This is a genomic window from Caenispirillum salinarum AK4, assembly GCF_000315795.1.
In the GTDB taxonomy this organism is placed as follows: domain Bacteria; phylum Pseudomonadota; class Alphaproteobacteria; order Rhodospirillales; family Rhodospirillaceae; genus Caenispirillum; species Caenispirillum salinarum.
In genome coordinates, this window is record NZ_ANHY01000017.1 from 196,823 (window position 1) to 212,926 (window position 16,104).

A 16,104-nucleotide genomic window follows, 5' to 3' on the forward strand; every position below is an offset into this window, starting at 1 on the left:
GACAACACCTATCATCCGAGGGGGACACCATGGCCGCCGACATCGACGTGGTCCTGGATGTGCACGACCGGCCGAATCCCGGCTCCTGGGTCGTGCTCAGCCTGCAGCATCTTTTCGCCATGTTCGGGGCGACCATCCTGGTGCCCTTCCTGACGGGGCTGAACCCCGCCGTCGCGCTGGTCTCCAGCGGTCTCGGCACGCTGCTCTACATCCTGTGCACGCGCGCGCGCATCCCGGCCTACCTGGGCAGCTCGTTCGCCTTCATCGCGCCGATCATCTCGGCCTCCACCATCGCCGGGCCGGGCGGTGCGCTGCTGGGCGCGCTGGTGGCCGGCCTGATCTATCTGGTGGTGGCGTTCTTCATCTGGAAGGCCGGCGTGAACTGGCTGATGCGCCTGCTGCCGCCGGTGGTCGTCGGCCCGGTGATCATGGTGATCGGTCTCAGCCTCGCCTCGGTGGCCGTGGACATGGCGATGAATATTCCCGGCGAGGGCACCTACTCGGCACCGCACTTCGGCACCGCCATGGCGACGCTGCTGATCGCCATCCTGTGCGGCATGTTCCTGAAGGGCGTGTTCGCGCTGGTGCCGATCCTGTTCGGCATCATCGGCGGCTACCTGATCGGCTTTGCGGTCGGCATCGTCGATTTCAGCCAGGTGACCGAGGCCGCGTGGTTCGCCATCCCCGATTTCATCATGGCCGACTTCGGCCTGCAGTGGCCGCAGATGGTGGCCTGCATCCTGGTTGTGGCTCCCGTCGCCATCGTGACGCTTGCCGAGCACACCGGCGACCAGATGGTGCTGAGCAAGGTGACGGGCCGCAATTTCCTGAAGGAGCCCGGCCTGCACCGCTCCATTCTCGGCGACGGCGCCGCGACCATCCTGGCCTCTCTGGTGGGCGGTCCGCCGAACACCACCTATGGCGAGAACATCGGCGTCATCGCCATTACCCGCGTCATGAGCGTCTGGGTCATTGGCGGCGCCGCCGTTCTGGCGGTGCTGTTCGGCTTCGTCGGCAAGATCGCCGCGCTGATCCAGACCATTCCGGTGGCGGTGATGGGCGGCGTGTCGATCCTGCTGTTCGGCATCATCGCCAGCTCCGGCATGCGCATGATGATCGACCGCCACGTGGACCTGGGGCGCAAGCGCAACCTGATCATCAGCTCGGTGATCCTGGTCATCGGCATCGGCGGCGCGCTGGTGAACGTGCCCCTGACCTTCGACATGGCCGACGGCAGCACCATCGAGGCGGACGTCGAGATCGCGGGGATGGCGCTGGCCGCCATCGTTGGCCTGATCCTCAACCTGGTCCTGCCCGGCCGCCAGGAAGCGGAGCACGGTGGGTCCATCTTCCTGCGCACGGAGGCCTGATTCTTTAGGCGTACGGATTTCCGAAAAGGCTGATGACTGTCAGCTAGGGGAGGAAGACGCCTGCATCCTGCATCGTCTTCCTCCTGTAAAGGACAGGCCACCGCCAGAAGGGCGCGTGGCCTGTTCATTTTTGGATGGAGCGCTTCGGGACACGGCGCGGGAGCCCCTTGCGATCGGCACGCATTGGTGTACTATCAGGAGGAGACCGAACGGGCACAAGACCCGCCCGGCCTCCTGCTAGGTTATCTTCAGGGTGATGAGAATGGCAGTTCTCATCACCCTTATTTTCACCCGCAGGAAAAGACGTCTGCCCTTAAGCATCTGTCCTCTCCTCCTGTGTGCGGCGCCGCCGACACAGAACGCGCGGCAGGGCCGCCCGAGAATAATGACAGGGCTACGCTTCTCCGCAACATCTTTTACGGGAATTCCCGGTTCGCGCGCGGGCGGTCACGCCCGCTCCACGAACCCCGCCAGCACCTTTTTCAGCCCCGCCTTGTCGAACTGGACGGCCAGTTTGTCCTCGTCCTTGCGCTGGATGACGCCGTAGCCGAACTTCTGGTGGAAGACGCGCACGCCGACCGCCAGGCCTTCCTCGGCCTCGCGCGGCTTGACGTTGAAGGACGTGCCGTCGCCGGGGATGATCTTGGACGAGCGCTGGCGCCCGCCCCAGCCGTCTTCCCACGCACCGCCCCAGGCGCCGCCGCTTTCAGCGAAGCCGGCGCCGTAGAGGCCGGACTCGCTCTGGGCTTCCACGCATTCGGGCGGCAGTTCGTCGATGAAGCGGCTGGGGATGGCGTTGACCCACTGGCCGAACACCCGACGGCTGGCGGCGAAGCTGATGAACACCCGCTGGCGCGCCCGCGTGATGCCGACATAGGCGAGCCGCCGTTCCTCTTCCAGCGCCGCCATGCCGCCTTCCTCCAGGGCGCGCTTGTGGGGGAAGATTTCCTCTTCCCACCCCGGCAGGAAGACCACGTCGAACTCCAGCCCCTTGGCGGCGTGCAGGGTCATGAGGGTGACACCCGGGTCCTCGGCGGCGCGGGCCTCGTTCTCCATGACGAGGCTGATGTGCTCCAGGAATTGGGTCAGGCCGTCGTAGGCCTCCACCGCGCCGTACAGTTCGTCCAGGTTCTCCAGACGGCCCGGCGCTTCCGGCGACTTGTCGCGGCGCCACATCTCGGCGTAGCCGCTGTCCTCCATGAGCGTCCTGACCAGTTCGGGCAGGTCCATGACCGGGGCCAGCGACTTGAACCGCTCGATGGTCTCGCAGAAATCGCGCAACGCCGCCCGCGGCTTGGGCTTGAGTTCGTCGGTCTCGATGACGTCCAGCGCCGCCAGGTAGAGCGGCTTGCCCAGTGCCCGGGCGCTCAGGTGCAGGGTCTGGATGGTCGCCTCGCCCAGGCCGCGCTTGGGCTTGTTGACAACGCGCTCGAACGCCAGGTCGTCGTCTGGCGAGACCAGCAGGCGCAGATAGGCGAGCGCGTCGCGGATCTCCATGCGCTCGTAGAAGCGCGGGCCGCCGATGACGCGGTAGGGCAGGCCGGTGGTGATCAGCCGTTCTTCGAACTCGCGGGTCTGGAAGCCGGCGCGCACCAGAACCGCCATGCCCGACAGCGGCGCGCCCTTGGCCTGGAGGCTTTCGATCTCGTCGACCAGCCAACGCGCTTCCTCGTCGGCCGACCAGACGCCGCGCACGCACAGCTTGGGCCCGACATCCTCCACGCCGGGCGCGCGAAGCTCCTTGCCCAGGCGTTCCTCGTTGTTGCGGATGAGGTGGCTGGCCGCCTTCAGGATCGTGGGAGTGGAGCGGTAGTTGCGCTCCAGCCGCACCACCTTGGCGCCCGGAAAATCCTTCTCGAAGCGCAGGATGTTGCCGACCTCGGCACCGCGCCACGAGTAGATGGACTGGTCGTCATCCCCGACGCAGCAGATGTTGCGGTGCTTGCGCGCGAGCAGCCGCAGCCAGAGGTACTGGGCGACGTTGGTATCCTGGTACTCGTCCACCAGGATGTAGCGGAAGCGGTCCTGATACTCTTCCAGGATGTCGTGGTGGGTCTGGAACAGGGTCAGGCAGTGCAGCAGCAGGTCGCCGAAGTCGCAGGCATTCAGTTCCGCCAGCCGCGCCTGATAGGACTTGTAGAGCGCCAGGATGGAGCCGCCGCCGGCGGCACGGGCGTCTTCCGCCGGGACCTTGTCGGGCGCGAGCCCGCGGTCCTTCCAGCGCTGGATGACCCCCATGATGGCCTGCGGCGGCCATTTCTTGCTGTCGATGCCGGCACCCTCCAGAAGCTGTTTGAGGAGCCGCATCTGGTCGTCGGTGTCCAGGATCAGGAAGCCGGACTTCAGCCCGACCGCCTCGGCATGGCGGCGCAGGATGCGCACGCAGATGGCGTGGAAGGTGCCCAGCCACACGCTTTCCGCCGGACCGCCGATCATCCCCGACAGGCGCTCTCGCATCTCCCGGGCCGCGCGGTTGGTGAAGGTGACTGCCAGGCACTGCCAGGGCTGCGCCATGCGCAGGCCGATGATGTGCGCCAGCCGCGTGGTCAGCACGCGCGTCTTGCCCGTGCCCGCGCCCGACAGCACCAGCAGCGGCCCGTCGATGGTGGTGACGGCCTCGCGCTGCTCGGGGTTCAGGTCGACCAGCCACGGCGGCTCGCCCCCGCCGAAGGTGGCTTGCGCGGACGGAACGGCGGACGGCCCCGGCGGCGCCTGCGGCTCGTCGTCGAGGGAGAATGGATCGGAAGCAGTCATGCGCGGACTATAACCAGAACGGAGGGCAGGCTCACGGGGAAATATGGGATCGGCCCGCCGCCCTGTCAGCCGCGACCGTCAGCAGCCCAGGCCGCCGCCGTTGTAGAACACCAGCAGCCCCCACTCGCCCCAGAGCGCAACGCCAGCCGCCAGCCCCGCCGCCAGAAGGATGGCGGCGAGGAGGGAGGCCGTGTGATGGGAGGGCGCGGCGGGCATGATACTTACGTCAGCCCCGCCGCATCGGCCCGGCTGACGCTTTCGGATGCGCGTTTGGCGGCGTCGGACAGTTCTTCCTGGCCGGCGCGGGCGAACAGGTCGGCGGCGTGGTCGAAGACCTTGCGGGCGTGCTTGGAATTGCGCCCCGCCTCGATCTCGCCGATTTCCATCAGCATCTCGGCTTCGCCCTCAAGATGCCCGGCGGCTTGATACAGCTTCTCGGCCTTGCGGAAGTGCTCGTAGGCCGAGTCCTCGTTGCCCACAGAACGCAGCAGGAGCGCCAGCGCGCCGGTGGCCTCCGCCTGGTCCAGCGCGTCGCCGTTCTCGTGGAACAGGCCGATGGCCTCCTCCAGCAGTTCGTGGGCGGTGTCGGGCTGGCCCATCATGTGGCGCAGGTGGCCCAGCGCCTTCATGGCATGCGCCTCGCCCAGGCTGTCGCCCGCCTTGTTGTAGAGGGCACGGGCGTGCGTGTAGTGCATCAGGGCGTCGTCGTCGCGCTCCCGCGACTGGGCCAGGTGGCCGATCTGCATGTTGGCCAGCGCCTCTCCGCCCAGGTCGCCGGCGGCGGAGAACAGCTCGATGGCGGACTGGAAGTATTCCACCGCCTCGTCCGTCTTGTCCTCCAGCCGGTCCAGCAGGCCGAGCCGCATCAGAACCGATGCCTGGTGCCCCTGCTCGCCGGAGGGGGCGAGCAGCCGGCGGGCCTCCACATAGGCCTCGCGCGCGGCGGACAGGCGGTCGTCGTCCAGTTCGATGTCGCCCAGCAGGACCAGGGCCGAGGCCTCGCCCGGCGGGTCCTTGGCCTCGTGGTAGAACAACCGCGCCCGGCGGGCGGCTTCGGCGGCGCGCTGGCGGTCACCCTCCACCCAGTGCGCTTCGGCCTCGTTCAGGGCTTCTGCGGCTTTCGTTTCGGGCATGGCGTCCTCCTGCGCGTTCGCGTCGTTTTCATTCGGCATGGTTCTGACAGTATAACGGAAAGACCCGCCGTGCGCTGCCATCGCGCACAATGCGGCCATGCACACGCCGAAGAGGAGGATGACCGTGCCCGCACAACCCCACCAGGAGACCGTCAAACCCGACTGGGTGGACTACAACGGCCACATGAACGTCGCCTATTACGTGCTGGCCTTCGACCACGCCACCGACACCTTCCTGGATTCGGTGGGGATGGACGCCGCCTGGCGGGAGCGCACCGGCAATTCAGTCTTCGTGGTGGAGGCGCATGTGACCTACGACCGGGAAGTGCACGAGGGCGACCCGCTGACCGTCCACAGCCGGCCGCTGGAGGTGGGCACGAAGACGCTGCGCCTGTTCCACCGCATGGAGCACGGGACGGAGGGGTTCCTGGCTGCCACCAACGAGGTGATGATCCTGCACGTGGACATGGCCACCCGCCGCACCGCGCCCTGGCCCGACGATGTCCGCTCGGCCCTGGAGTCGGCCGTTGCCGCCTTCGATGCGCCCTGGCCGGAGCAGGCCGGGCGTGCCATCGGCAAGCGCTGAAAGCCGCGGCAGGCGGGGCTTCCCGATTTTTTTACGGTTTGGCGGCGGCGTGGGGGTGACGCGGGCTCCCATCCGGCGTAAGACTAACGACATAGTGTGGGGCGTTTTGGGGAAGCCTGAGGGATGCAGTTCGCGCACAGCATGGAGCGTGCGGTGACCTGTGCGGTCACGGCGTTCGAGCGCATGAAGGCGCTGAAGGTCGCGCCGACGCCGAACAACTATGAAATGTGGTACGCCTACGTGGCCGACAGCCTGCCCGAATTGCGGCAGGAGATCGACCAGATGCTGTCGCGCGGCACCGCCTTCACGCCCGATGTCTGCGAAAGCCTCTACCAGCGCCACATCGGCAGCCGCGACACCCGCGACGGCATCGACGACGCCTCGCGCCGCCTGCAGGACACCATGACCTCGGTGGCGACGGCGGTGGGCACGGCCCAGGCCGGAGCGCAGGCCTATGGTCAGTCGCTGGAAAGCTTCTCGGGCGCCATGCAGCACGGGGGCGACGGCGACCGGCTGGCCGCCATGCTGGCCGAGACCCGCCGCATGACCGAGCTGAACCGCAAGCTGGAGCAGAAGCTGACCGCCAGCCGCAAGGAGGTGGAAGACCTGCGGCGGAACCTGGACACGCTGGAGGAGGAGGCCTCCACCGACGCGCTGACGGGCATCAGCAACCGCAAGATTTTCGACCGGGTGCTGACCGAGGAAAGCGCCAAGGCCCAGGCGAACGGGACGTTCCTCAGCCTGCTCATGGTCGACATCGACCACTTCAAGGCCTTCAACGACACCCATGGCCACCCGCTGGGCGATCAGGTGTTGAAGCTGGTGGCGCGGTCTATGGTCCAGTGCGTGCGCGAGACCGACACGGCGGCGCGCTATGGCGGCGAGGAGTTCTCCGTCATCCTGCCCAACTGCACCATTGCCGAAGCGTCCACCATTGCCGAGAAGATCCGCCGCACCGTGGCCGGCCGGCGTGTGATCAACCGCCGCACCAACCAGGACCTCGGCCGCGTGACGCTGTCCGTCGGCGTGGCGGAAATGGCCCTGGGCGAGCCGTTGACCGGCTTCGTCCAGCGCGCCGACGAGGCCCTGTACGCCGCCAAGCGCACCGGCCGCAACCGGGTGGTGTCCCAGCGCGACCTGGAGCGCGCCGACGCCGGCTGACGCCGCGTCCGGGCCGGCGGACCGTCCGCCAGTCCGGGGATGCATCCGAAAGGCGAAACCGGTAAGGTTGGCGCGACCCCCAGGTTCGCCGGTGCCTTCGTTGAAACTCAAGCCTAGCCAGATCCTGCTCCGCCTTCGCCGTCTCGTGCGCAACGACCAGTTGATCCTGGGCGGGCTGGCCCTTGTGGTGGGGCTGACGGTCGGCTTCGGCGTCGTGCTGTTCCGCGAAGCCATCGACTACGTCCAGGCCCTCTATTACGGATCGTCCGACGAGCACCTGGCATCGGTTGCTCGTGCCCTGCCTTGGTATTGGGTGATGCTGGCGCCCGTGGTCGGCGGGCTTGCGGTGGGCATCTTCTACAAGCTGCTCATGCCCGGGCGCCGGCCGCTCGGCATTCCCGAAGTGATCGAGGCCGCTGCCTTCAAGGGCGGGCGGATGCCCGTGCGGCCCGGCCTGATGGCCGTGGTGGGTTCGGCCCTGTCCCTGGGTGCCGGCGCCTCGGTGGGGCGCGAGGGGCCGGCGGTGACGCTGGGGGCCGCTGTTTCGGCCTGGCTGGCCGAGCGCCTGCATTTCGGCCGGTCGCTGTCGCGGGTGCTGCTGGGCTGCGGCGCGGCGGCGGCGGTGGCGGCCAGCTTCAACGCACCCATTGCAGGCGTGCTGTTCGCCCACGAGGTGATCGTCGGCCACTATGCCATGCGGGCCCTGGCGCCGGTGGTCATCGCCTCGGTCACCGGCACCATGGTGAGCCGGGGGTGGTTCGGCGACTTCCCGGCTTTCATGATTCCGACGATCCATCAGGTCAATGTCTGGGAGTTCCCGGCCTTTGCGGGGCTGGGCATCCTGTGCGGGCTTGTGGCGCTGGTGTTCATGCACGGCATCGTCTGGGGCGAGAAGGCCGCCGAGCGCTCACGCCTGCCGCGCTGGGCCCGTCCCGCCGTCGCCGGCCTGGCGCTGGGCGTGCTCGCCATCTGGTATCCCGAGGTTCTGGGGGTGGGCTACGAGGTCACCGACAACGCCCTGTCGGGCACGCTGCCGCTGTTGTTCCTGACCGCCTGCGCGGCGGCAAAAATCGTCGCGACGTCGGTGTCGCTGGGCTTCGGCTTCGGCGGCGGCGTCTTTTCGCCCAGCCTGGCCGTGGGTGCGCTGGTCGGCGGCGCCTTCGGCATCGTCGCGACCAGCGCCTTCCCCGAGCTGTCGTCGGGCAGCGGCGCCTATGCTGTGGTGGGCATGGGGGCGGTGTCCTCGGCGGTGCTGGGGGCGCCCATTTCCACCGTGCTCATCATCTTCGAGCTGACCAGCGACTACGGCCTGACCATCGCCGTCATGGTGGCGGTGGTGATCGCCAACGTCGTCACCGCGCAACTGGGCGGCATCACCAGCTGGTTCCACTGGTGCCTGGAGCGCCGGGGCCTGCGCATCGGCGGGCACGAGGTACGGCTGCTGAAGACCCTGCGGGTGCGCGACGTCATCAACCCGGACTGCCTGACGGTGCATCCGGGCACGCGGCTGAAGACCGTGCGCGAATACCTCCAGCGCACACCTTATGCCGAGTTGTTCGTGGTGGAGCAGAAGGACGGCCGCTTCATCGGCACCATCACGTTGGCCGACCTGTCGGAAGCGGCCTTTGACCCGGCCTTGGACGACCTGGTGAATGCGTCGGACGTCTGCCGCCGCGATGCTCCCATGCTGGAGGCCGACGACAGCCTGGAACGCGCGCTCAACACCATGCTCGACTGCAAGGAGGAGCACGTGGCGGTGGTGGCGCACGAGGAGACGCGGAAGTTCGTGGGCTGCGTCCACGAAAGCGAGGTCCTGCTGGCCTTCAACCGGGCGCTCATGGAAGCGCGGGCGGAGGAACGGGGGGATCAGAAGGGGCCGGCGACGCCGTTCTAGAGCAAATCCCGAGCGGACGGAATCGTCCGCGACGACGTATTTGCTTCAAAATCAACAGGCTAGAGCGTGCGCAGCGACCGTGAGGGAGCGAAGGACGCTCTAGTCTTCTTCGGAGTATAGCGCCGAAAGCCAGTCCTGCCGCGCGTGCAGCAGGCGCACGACCAGGATGCCGTCATCGATGATGCGGTAGACGATCACGTGGCGACGGTACGGATGGAGGCGGACCGGCGGGTCCACATCCAGCCGTTCCCGCGCGATTCGTGGCGCCTGATCGAGGACGTCGAGCGTGGCATCAAGGCCCTGCTTGTATCGCAAAGCCTGATCCTCGCCGAACGCGCGCCACGTGTGAGACAAAATGTCGTCGAGATCGTTCAGGGCGCTCGGTGACAGCCTAACCGTCATGGCGCGGTCTCTCCGAGCCCATGCGGCGACGCACACCCTCCCAGACGTCGTCCGTCGTCCGGCTGCTGATGCCGCTGTTGATGCCCTCCGTCACCAGCGCCTGAAGCTCGGCCAGCGCCGCCGCCCGCTCCTGGTCACGGCGGATCAGGTCGCGGACGTAGTCGCTGGCGTTGCTGTAGCGGCCGGTGCGGGCCTGGGCCTCGACCCAGTCCTTCATGGGATCGGGCAGGGAAACGTTCATGGTCGCCATGGCGGAACCTCCTTGGTTTCCCAAGATAATGGCAAACTTTGCCAAATCTCTCAAGAGGGAGGCTCCGCCGTCGCGGCGATTAATGCCCGATGGCCTGACGCACCGCCGCCGCCACGTCGCTGGGCTCGACGCCCTTGGCCGGCACCTTGAAGCGGTAGCCCTGTTCGCCGCCAAAGCTGAACAGCCCGCCCCGGCGGTCCACCGTCACCAGAACCTCCATGCCGCCGCCCGTGCCGGGGCGGAAGGCGATTTCCACTTCCTCCACGCCCCAGTCGCGCACGCGGGACGGCTTGAAGTCGAACTCCTGGGTGAAGGGAACGGGCGCGCGCGGGGTGTGCTCCACCTCCACCTCGGCGATGCGGAAGCCGGCCATCTCCATGCCCTGGAACACCGACCGCATGGCGGCGTTGGGCAGGATGCGCACGGCGTCGCTGTCGCGCGGGTCGACGGCCTGGGGCACGTCCAGGCGGGTGCGCAGGGCGGTCTTCGTGGGGCCGACCGAGAGCGGCGCGAAAACCGGCACCTCCATGTCGAAGGGCAGCTCAAGCTCTTGCTTCGGCGCCACCTCGATCTCGGCGGCGGCGCGGGCGGCGGCCACCTCGATCTCGGCATAGACCTTCTGGTCGTTGCGGGCCTCGACGATGCAGCGGGTCATCAGTTCCAGCACGATGGCGTCGATGCGCTGGGGCACGTCGCCGCCCTTGATGGTCACCACACCCGAGAGCCGGCCGCCGGCCTCGATCTCGGGCTGGTCGACCAGCGTGTCGACCTTCATGCCGCCAATGCCGATGCTGGCGAGAACGTTCTTGAGCATGGATCAAATCTCCGCGTCGTAGCTGCGCTTCGCGCGCGGGCTGCCGCCCGCACCCGCTTGGGAGGCACAGCCTCCCAAACCCTCCAGTCTTTTGTCCACGGGAGAGTTGGGCGCCGCCTGACGGAAGAGAAATAAAAAACTGAAGGGTTCGGGAAGCTGTGCTTCCCGATCAGGGGGATCGGGGGACCGAGGTCCCCCGAAAACGTCGCGATGCTAAACGTTGAAGTACTTCGCCTGCGGATGATGACACACCAGCGCGGACGTCGACTGCTCGGGGTGCATCTGGCCTTCCTCGGCCATCTGAATGCCGATGCGCTCCGCCCCCAGCAGGCTCAGCAGCTTTTCCTGGTCGTAGAGGTTCGGGCAGGCCGGGTAGCCGAAGCTGAAGCGGCTGCCGCGGTATTCCTGCTTGAGCAGCTTCTCGATGTCGCGGCCTTCCTCGGACGCGAACCCCAGTTCGGCGCGGATGCGCTTGTGGATGTATTCCGCCAGCGCCTCGGCCATCTCCACCGACAGGCCGTGCAGGTACAGATAATCCTGATAGCGGTTGTCGGCGAACCATTCGCGCGCCACGTCCGACGCCTTCTGGCCCATGGTCACCACCTGGAAGCCGACCACGTCGCGCTCGCCGCTGTCGACGTCGCGGAAGAAGTCGGAGATGCAGATGCCGTTCTCCACGTTCTGGCGCGGGAACTCGAAGCGGGTCAACTCCGTCTCACCGTCCTGGTCGAAGACGATCAGGCTGTTCTCGTGCGCCGCGGCCTTCCAGTAGCCGTAGATGGCCTGCGGCTTGAGAATCTGCTCCTTCTCGCACAGGTCGATCATGCGCGCGAGGATCGGGCGCACTTCCTGGTCGGCCCACTTCTTCCATTCCGTCAGGCTGCGGCCCTGCTTCTTGAAGCCCCACTGGAACTGATAAAGCATGGTTTCCGACAGATACGGCACCAGCGCCTTGATGGGCACGTTCTCCACCACCTGCGGGCCCCAGAACGGCGGCGTGGGCACCGGCGCCTTGGCCGACAGCTCATTGCGGCGGGTCTTGACGGCCTCGAAGTCGACGGGGCGCTGGGTCTGCTTGGCGGCTTCGGCGGCGATCTTGGCCGGGTTGCGCGACGATGGCTTGGAGGCGCGCTTCTCCTGGACCTTCTGCAGGTGTTCGTCGAAGCTCTTGTCGGCGATGCGGGCCATCAGGTTCAGGCCGTCGAAGGCGTCGCGGGCATAGGCCACGCGCTTGGCGCCGTAGGCCTCCACGCAGTCGGTTTCCACGTAGTTCCGCGTCAGCGCCGCACCGCCCAGGATCACCGGGATGTCCAGCCCCTCGCGGGTCATTTCCTCCAGGTTCTCGCGCATGATGACGGTGGACTTCACCAGCAGGCCCGACATGCCCACCGCATCGGCCTTGTGCTCCTTGGCCGCGGCGATGATGGAGGCGACGGGCTGCTTGATGCCCAGGTTGATGACCTTGTAGCCGTTGTTGGTCAGGATGATGTCCACCAGGTTCTTGCCGATGTCGTGGACGTCGCCCTTCACGGTGGCGAGCACCAGGATGCCCTTTTCCTGGCCCTCGATCTTCTCCATGTGCGGCTCCAGCCATGCGACGGCGGCCTTCATGGTCTCGGCGGACTGGAGCACGAAGGGCAGCTGCATCTTGCCGGCGCCGAACAGTTCGCCCACCACCTTCATGCCGTCAAGCAGCAGGGTGTTGATGATTTCCAGCGGCGGATACTTTTCCATCGCCTCGGCCAGGTCTTCGTCCAGGCCCTTGCGGTCGCCGTCGATGATGCGCTCCTTCAGGCGCTCCTCGACCGTTTCCGGGCGGGTCTTCTCGACGGCCGCGACGGTGCGGTCCTTGAACTTGTCGATGAAGGCGTGCAGCGGGTCGTAGCCCTCGGCCCGGCGGTCGAAGATCAGGTCTTCGGCGGCCTTCACCTCGTCCTCGGGGATCTTGTGCAGCGGCATGATCTTGGAGACGTGCACGATGGCGCCCGTCATGCCGCGCTTGACCGCGTGATCCAGGAACACGGAGTTGAGAACGTGCCGCCCGGCCGGCTTCAGGCCGAAGGAGATGTTGGACAGCCCCAGGATGATCTGCGCCTCGGGCAATTCCTTGGCGATCATCTCGATGGCGTCGAGTGTCTCCAGCCCCAGCTTGCGGTCGTCCTCGTTGCCCGTGCAGATGGTGAACGTCAGCGGGTCGAACATCAGGTCCGATGCCGGCAGGCCGTGCTTGTTGACCGCGAAGTCGTACAGGCGCTTGGCGATCGCGAGCTTGCCCTCGGCGGTCTTTGCCATGCCCTCTTCGTCGATGGTCAGCGCCACCACGGCGGCGCCGAACTTCTTGGCGAGCGCCAGGCGCTCCGCGGCGTGCTGCTCGCCGTCCTCGAAGTTGATGGAGTTGATGATGGCCTTGCCGCCGTACAGCTTCAGCGCCGCTTCCAGCACCGGCGTTTCGGTGGAGTCGAACACCAGCGGCGCATTGATGCCGCCGCGCATGCGGGTGACCACGTTGGTCATGTCGCGCACCTCGTCGCGGCCGACGAAGGCGGTGCAGACATCCAGCGTGTGGCTGCCTTCCTTCACCTGGTCGCGGCCGACGCCGACGATGGCGTCCCAGTCCTCGGCCTCCTGAAGCTCGCGGAACTTCTTGGAGCCGTTGGCGTTGCAGCGCTCGCCGATGGACAGGAAGGCGTTCTCCTGGCGCATGTCGACCCGGCCGTACAGCGAGGCCACGCCCGGCACCCAATGCACGCTGCGCTTGACCACGCTGGGCCGGGCGTGGGAGCCGCCCAGGTCCTTCAGCATGGCGTCGACGGCGGCGGTGTGGTCGGGGTTGGAGCCGCAGCACGACCCGATCATGTTCACGCCGTCTTCCAGCACGAACCGCTTGTGCCAGTCGGCCAGCTCGCGCGGGGTCAGCGGATAGAAGGTGGCGCCGTCGCGCAGTTCCGGCAGGCCGGCGTTGGGCTGAAGCGTGATGGCGCGCGGCCAGTTCTCCTTCAGCCAGTTGACGTGCTCGGCCATTTCCTGCGGCCCGGTGGCGCAGTTCAGCCCCAGGCTGTCGACGCCCATGGCCTCCATGATGGTGGCCGCGCCCGCGATGTCGGTGCCGACCAGCATGGTGCCGGTGGTTTCGACGGTCACCTGCACCAGGATCGGCATGGACACGCCGGCGGCCTCGCGGGCGATCTTGGCGCCGTTGATGGCGGCCTTGACCTGCAGCGGGTCCTGCGCCGTTTCGATCAGGATGCCGTCGCAGCCGCCGGCGATCAGGCCCTTGGCCTGGGTGGCGAAGCCGGCTTCCAGGCTGTCGTAGTCGATGTGGCCCAGGCTGGGCAGCTTGGTCCCCGGGCCGATGCCGCCCAGCACGAAGCGCCGGCGCTCGTCCGAGAACTGCTCGCAGGCTTCGCGGGCGATCTCCACCGAGCGCTTGTTCAGCTCGAAGCACTCGTCCTGCAGCCCGAATTCGGCCAGCGTGATGGTGCTGCCGCCGAACGTGTTCGACTGCACCACGTCGGCGCCGGCTTCCAGGTACTTGGTGTGGATCTCGCGCACCACGTCGGGGCGCGAACGGGTGAGGATTTCCGTGCAGTTCTCCTGCCCCTGGAAATCCTCTTCCACCGACAGGGACATGGCCTGGACGAGCGAGCCCATGCCGCCGTCGCACAGGAGGACGCGGTCGTGCAGGTGGTCGAGGAAGTCGGTCATGGCGCTATCGGTCTCTTCGGGCTGAAAGCTGGGGCGAATAAACGGTGCGTTCGGTCAGGCCGAGGCGGGCGCCGGCTCGGCCGGTTCGGCCGCGGCCTGGGCGCGAACGCCGAGCACGTGGCAGATGGCATAGGTCAGGTCGGCGCGGTTCAGCGTGTAGAAGTGGAACTCCCGCGCCCCCTCGCTGACCAGCTTGCGCGCCGTCTCGATGGCGACGGTGGCGGCGATCAGCTTGCGGGTGGTGGGGTCGTCGTCCAGGCCCTCGAACAGCTTGTGCATCCATTCCGGCACGCTGGCACCGCAGGCGGCCGAGAAGCGGCAGACGGTGCCGAAGTTGGTTACCGGCAGGATGCCCGGCACCAGCGGTGCCGTGATCCCGGCCGCAGCCACGCGATCGCGGAAGCGCAGGAAGTCCTCGGGATTGAAGAAATACTGGGTGATGGCGCGGGTGGCCCCGGCATCGAGCTTGCGCTTGAGGTTGTCGATGTCGGCCTCTGCGCTCTGGGCCTCCGGGTGGATTTCCGGGTAGGCGGCGACGGAGATCTCGAAGTCGGCGACCTTCTTGAGACCGGCCACCAAATCGGCGGCGTAGGCATAGCCGCCGGGGTGGGGCACGTACTTCTCGCCCATGCCCTCGGGCGAATCGCCGCGCAGGGCGACGATGTGGCGGATGCCGGCGTCCCAGTAGCGGCGCGCGACCTCGTCCACCTCTTCCCGGGTGGCGCTGACGCAGGTCAAGTGCGCGGCCGGCTCGAGGTTCGTCTTGTTGCGGATGTCGACCAGCGTCTCGTGCGTGCGCTCGCGGGTGGAGCCGCCGGCGCCGTAGGTGCAGGAGACGAACTTGGGATTGAGCGGCTCCAGGCGCTTGATGGCGGCCCACAGGTTCTCCTGCATCTTCTCCGTTTTGGGCGGGAAGAATTCGAAGCTCACCTCAATGGGGCCCACGGGCGCCTCGGCCACGGGCAGGCCGGCGCGCAGGGCGTCAAGCGTGGTGTCGGCGTTGGTCACGGTCGACTCTCCTCTGAAACGGCCGGCACCTTTCGGGGCCCGGCGGTGTCGGTGGCGGCGGGCCGGGAGGCCTGCCACAGGGTGACGGTCAGCGGCGTGCCCGGCAGGTGCGCGACGGCGCCGGCGGTCAGGCCGACGGCGGCGCACCAGTCGAACACGTCCTTGTCGGAAAAGCCCAGGCGGCGGTGGTTGTGGGCCTGGCGCAGCTCCTCCAGGTCGTGGGGCGCGAAGTCCACCACCACCAGGCGGCCGCCGGGACGCAGCACGCGCGCGGCCTCGGCCAGGGCGTCGGCCGGGCGTTCCGCATAGTGCAGGACCTGATGGATGACCACGCTGTCGAACGAGCCGTCGGCCACGGGCAGCTGGTACATGTCGCCCAGCCGCACCATGCAGTTCGCCAAGCCCTCGCGGTCCAGCGAGGTGCGGGCGACCGACAGCATCTCCCGCGAGCGGTCGACGCCCACCGCGCGCTCGACGTGAGGCCCGTAGAGGGTGAGGACCCGGCCGGTACCGGTGCCGATGTCCAGAAGCTCGCCGGCCGAGTCGGGCGGCAGAAGGGTCAGAAGCTGGCGCTCCACCTCGGCATCGTCCACATGCAGGCTGCGGATTCGGTCCCACTCGGCCGCATTGCGGCTGAAGTATTCGGCGGCCTCGGCGTCGCGCTCGGCGCGCAGCGACTCGAGGCGCGTGATGTCCAGGGCCAGCACCGGGTCCTGGTCGTCCAGCAGGCGGCTGATGGCGCGCGCCACGGCGGCGCCGGTGCCGTCGTAGGCCAGCCGGTAGAACACCCAGGCGCCTTCGCGGAACCGCTCCAGCAGGCCGGCGTCGACCATCACCTTGAGGTGGCGGGAGATGCGCGGCTGGCTCTGGCCCAGGATGCGGGTCATGTCGCTGACGGTCAGTTCGCCGCGGCTGCACAGGGCCAGCAGCCGCAGCCGGGTTTCCTCCCCGGCGCCGCGCAAGCCCGACAATACCGTTTCCAGCGGCTGGACCACCGTCGCTCTTCCCCGTTCCGCATGAATGAACG

The 16,104-nt window shown here is 67.6% G+C and carries 13 protein-coding genes; 4 read left to right on the plus strand and 9 right to left on the minus strand.

Translation table 11 applies throughout. The annotated features are described in order from the left end of the window. Positions 1-29 precede the first annotated feature (29 nt). Positions 30-1,370: a uracil-xanthine permease family protein gene (locus tag C882_RS16870; protein ID WP_009541863.1), complete on the plus strand. Its 1,341-nt coding sequence runs from the start codon at positions 30-32 to the stop codon at positions 1,368-1,370. Between the two features lie 447 nt (positions 1,371-1,817). Here C882_RS16870 and C882_RS16875 read toward each other — a convergent pair whose 3' ends face one another. The 3 genes from C882_RS16875 to C882_RS16880 form a co-directional block, all read right to left on the minus strand. Continuing rightward, positions 1,818-4,124 (minus strand): ATP-dependent helicase, encoded by a 2,307-nt coding sequence (locus C882_RS16875; protein ID WP_009541864.1) that lies wholly within the window; start codon positions 4,122-4,124, stop codon positions 1,818-1,820. Between the two features lie 78 nt (positions 4,125-4,202). Then, positions 4,203-4,340, minus strand: coding sequence for a hypothetical protein (locus C882_RS25085; protein WP_009541865.1), 138 nt, complete (start codon positions 4,338-4,340; stop codon positions 4,203-4,205). A 5-nt stretch (positions 4,341-4,345) separates the two neighbouring features. Further along, on the minus strand, positions 4,346-5,257 hold the full coding sequence (locus C882_RS16880; RefSeq protein WP_009541866.1) for a tetratricopeptide repeat protein: 912 nt from the start codon (positions 5,255-5,257) through the stop codon (positions 4,346-4,348). A gap of 118 nt (positions 5,258-5,375) precedes the next feature. Here C882_RS16880 and C882_RS16885 point away from each other — a divergent pair, with 118 nt between their 5' ends. From C882_RS16885 to C882_RS16895, 3 genes are all read left to right on the plus strand, one after another. Then, positions 5,376-5,843, plus strand: a complete 468-nt coding sequence (locus C882_RS16885; protein ID WP_043646062.1) for a thioesterase family protein — start codon at positions 5,376-5,378, stop codon at positions 5,841-5,843. Positions 5,844-5,966: 123 nt separating this feature from the next. Then, positions 5,967-7,004 carry a GGDEF domain-containing protein gene (locus tag C882_RS16890; protein ID WP_009541868.1) on the plus strand — a complete coding sequence of 346 codons (1,038 nt, stop codon included), beginning with the start codon at positions 5,967-5,969 and terminating at the stop codon, positions 7,002-7,004. Positions 7,005-7,104: 100 nt separating this feature from the next. Next, positions 7,105-8,898, plus strand: a complete 1,794-nt coding sequence (locus tag C882_RS16895; protein WP_043646064.1) for a chloride channel protein — start codon at positions 7,105-7,107, stop codon at positions 8,896-8,898. 99 nt (positions 8,899-8,997) lie between these two features. On the opposite strand, the gene C882_RS16900 is transcribed toward C882_RS16895, so the two are convergent. From C882_RS16900 to C882_RS16925, 6 genes are all read right to left on the minus strand, one after another. Continuing rightward, positions 8,998-9,300 carry a type II toxin-antitoxin system RelE/ParE family toxin gene (locus C882_RS16900; RefSeq protein ID WP_043646066.1) on the minus strand — a complete coding sequence of 101 codons (303 nt, stop codon included), beginning with the start codon at positions 9,298-9,300 and terminating at the stop codon, positions 8,998-9,000. Then, positions 9,290-9,550 carry a type II toxin-antitoxin system ParD family antitoxin gene (locus tag C882_RS16905; RefSeq protein WP_009541871.1) on the minus strand — a complete coding sequence of 87 codons (261 nt, stop codon included), beginning with the start codon at positions 9,548-9,550 and terminating at the stop codon, positions 9,290-9,292. The genes C882_RS16900 and C882_RS16905 overlap by 11 nt, the downstream gene beginning before the upstream one ends. 79 nt (positions 9,551-9,629) lie before the next feature. Beyond that, a complete protein-coding gene (locus tag C882_RS16910) occupies positions 9,630-10,364 on the minus strand; it encodes a sporulation protein (protein WP_009541872.1) in 735 nt (244 codons plus the stop codon). A 213-nt stretch (positions 10,365-10,577) separates the two neighbouring features. Beyond that, the gene (gene metH / locus C882_RS16915; protein WP_009541873.1) at positions 10,578-14,069 is read right to left on the minus strand and encodes a methionine synthase; all 3,492 of its coding nucleotides are present in this window, start codon (positions 14,067-14,069) and stop codon (positions 10,578-10,580) included. Between the two features lie 54 nt (positions 14,070-14,123). Next, entirely contained in the window at positions 14,124-15,077 is a 954-nt protein-coding gene (metF, locus tag C882_RS16920) for a methylenetetrahydrofolate reductase (protein ID WP_009541874.1), read from the minus strand. Beyond that, entirely contained in the window at positions 15,074-16,072 is a 999-nt protein-coding gene (locus tag C882_RS16925; protein WP_009541875.1) for an ArsR/SmtB family transcription factor, read from the minus strand. The genes metF and C882_RS16925 overlap by 4 nt, the downstream gene beginning before the upstream one ends. Positions 16,073-16,104 lie beyond the last annotated feature (32 nt).

Bases quoted from the DNA above. Each gene is read 5' to 3' on its own strand.
- C882_RS16870 (WP_009541863.1), top strand. From the start codon at position 30: ATGGCCGCCGACATCGACGTGGTCCTGGATGTGCACGACCGGCCGAAT.
- C882_RS16875 (WP_009541864.1), bottom strand. From the start codon at position 4,124: ATGACTGCTTCCGATCCATTCTCCCTCGACGACGAGCCGCAGGCGCCG.
- C882_RS25085 (WP_009541865.1), bottom strand. From the start codon at position 4,340: ATGCCCGCCGCGCCCTCCCATCACACGGCCTCCCTCCTCGCCGCCATC.
- C882_RS16880 (WP_009541866.1), bottom strand. From the start codon at position 5,257: ATGCCCGAAACGAAAGCCGCAGAAGCCCTGAACGAGGCCGAAGCGCAC.
- C882_RS16885 (WP_043646062.1), top strand. From the start codon at position 5,376: ATGACCGTGCCCGCACAACCCCACCAGGAGACCGTCAAACCCGACTGG.
- C882_RS16890 (WP_009541868.1), top strand. From the start codon at position 5,967: ATGCAGTTCGCGCACAGCATGGAGCGTGCGGTGACCTGTGCGGTCACG.
- C882_RS16900 (WP_043646066.1), bottom strand. From the start codon at position 9,300: ATGACGGTTAGGCTGTCACCGAGCGCCCTGAACGATCTCGACGACATT.
- C882_RS16905 (WP_009541871.1), bottom strand. From the start codon at position 9,550: ATGGCGACCATGAACGTTTCCCTGCCCGATCCCATGAAGGACTGGGTC.
- C882_RS16910 (WP_009541872.1), bottom strand. From the start codon at position 10,364: ATGCTCAAGAACGTTCTCGCCAGCATCGGCATTGGCGGCATGAAGGTC.
- metH (WP_009541873.1), bottom strand. From the start codon at position 14,069: ATGACCGACTTCCTCGACCACCTGCACGACCGCGTCCTCCTGTGCGAC.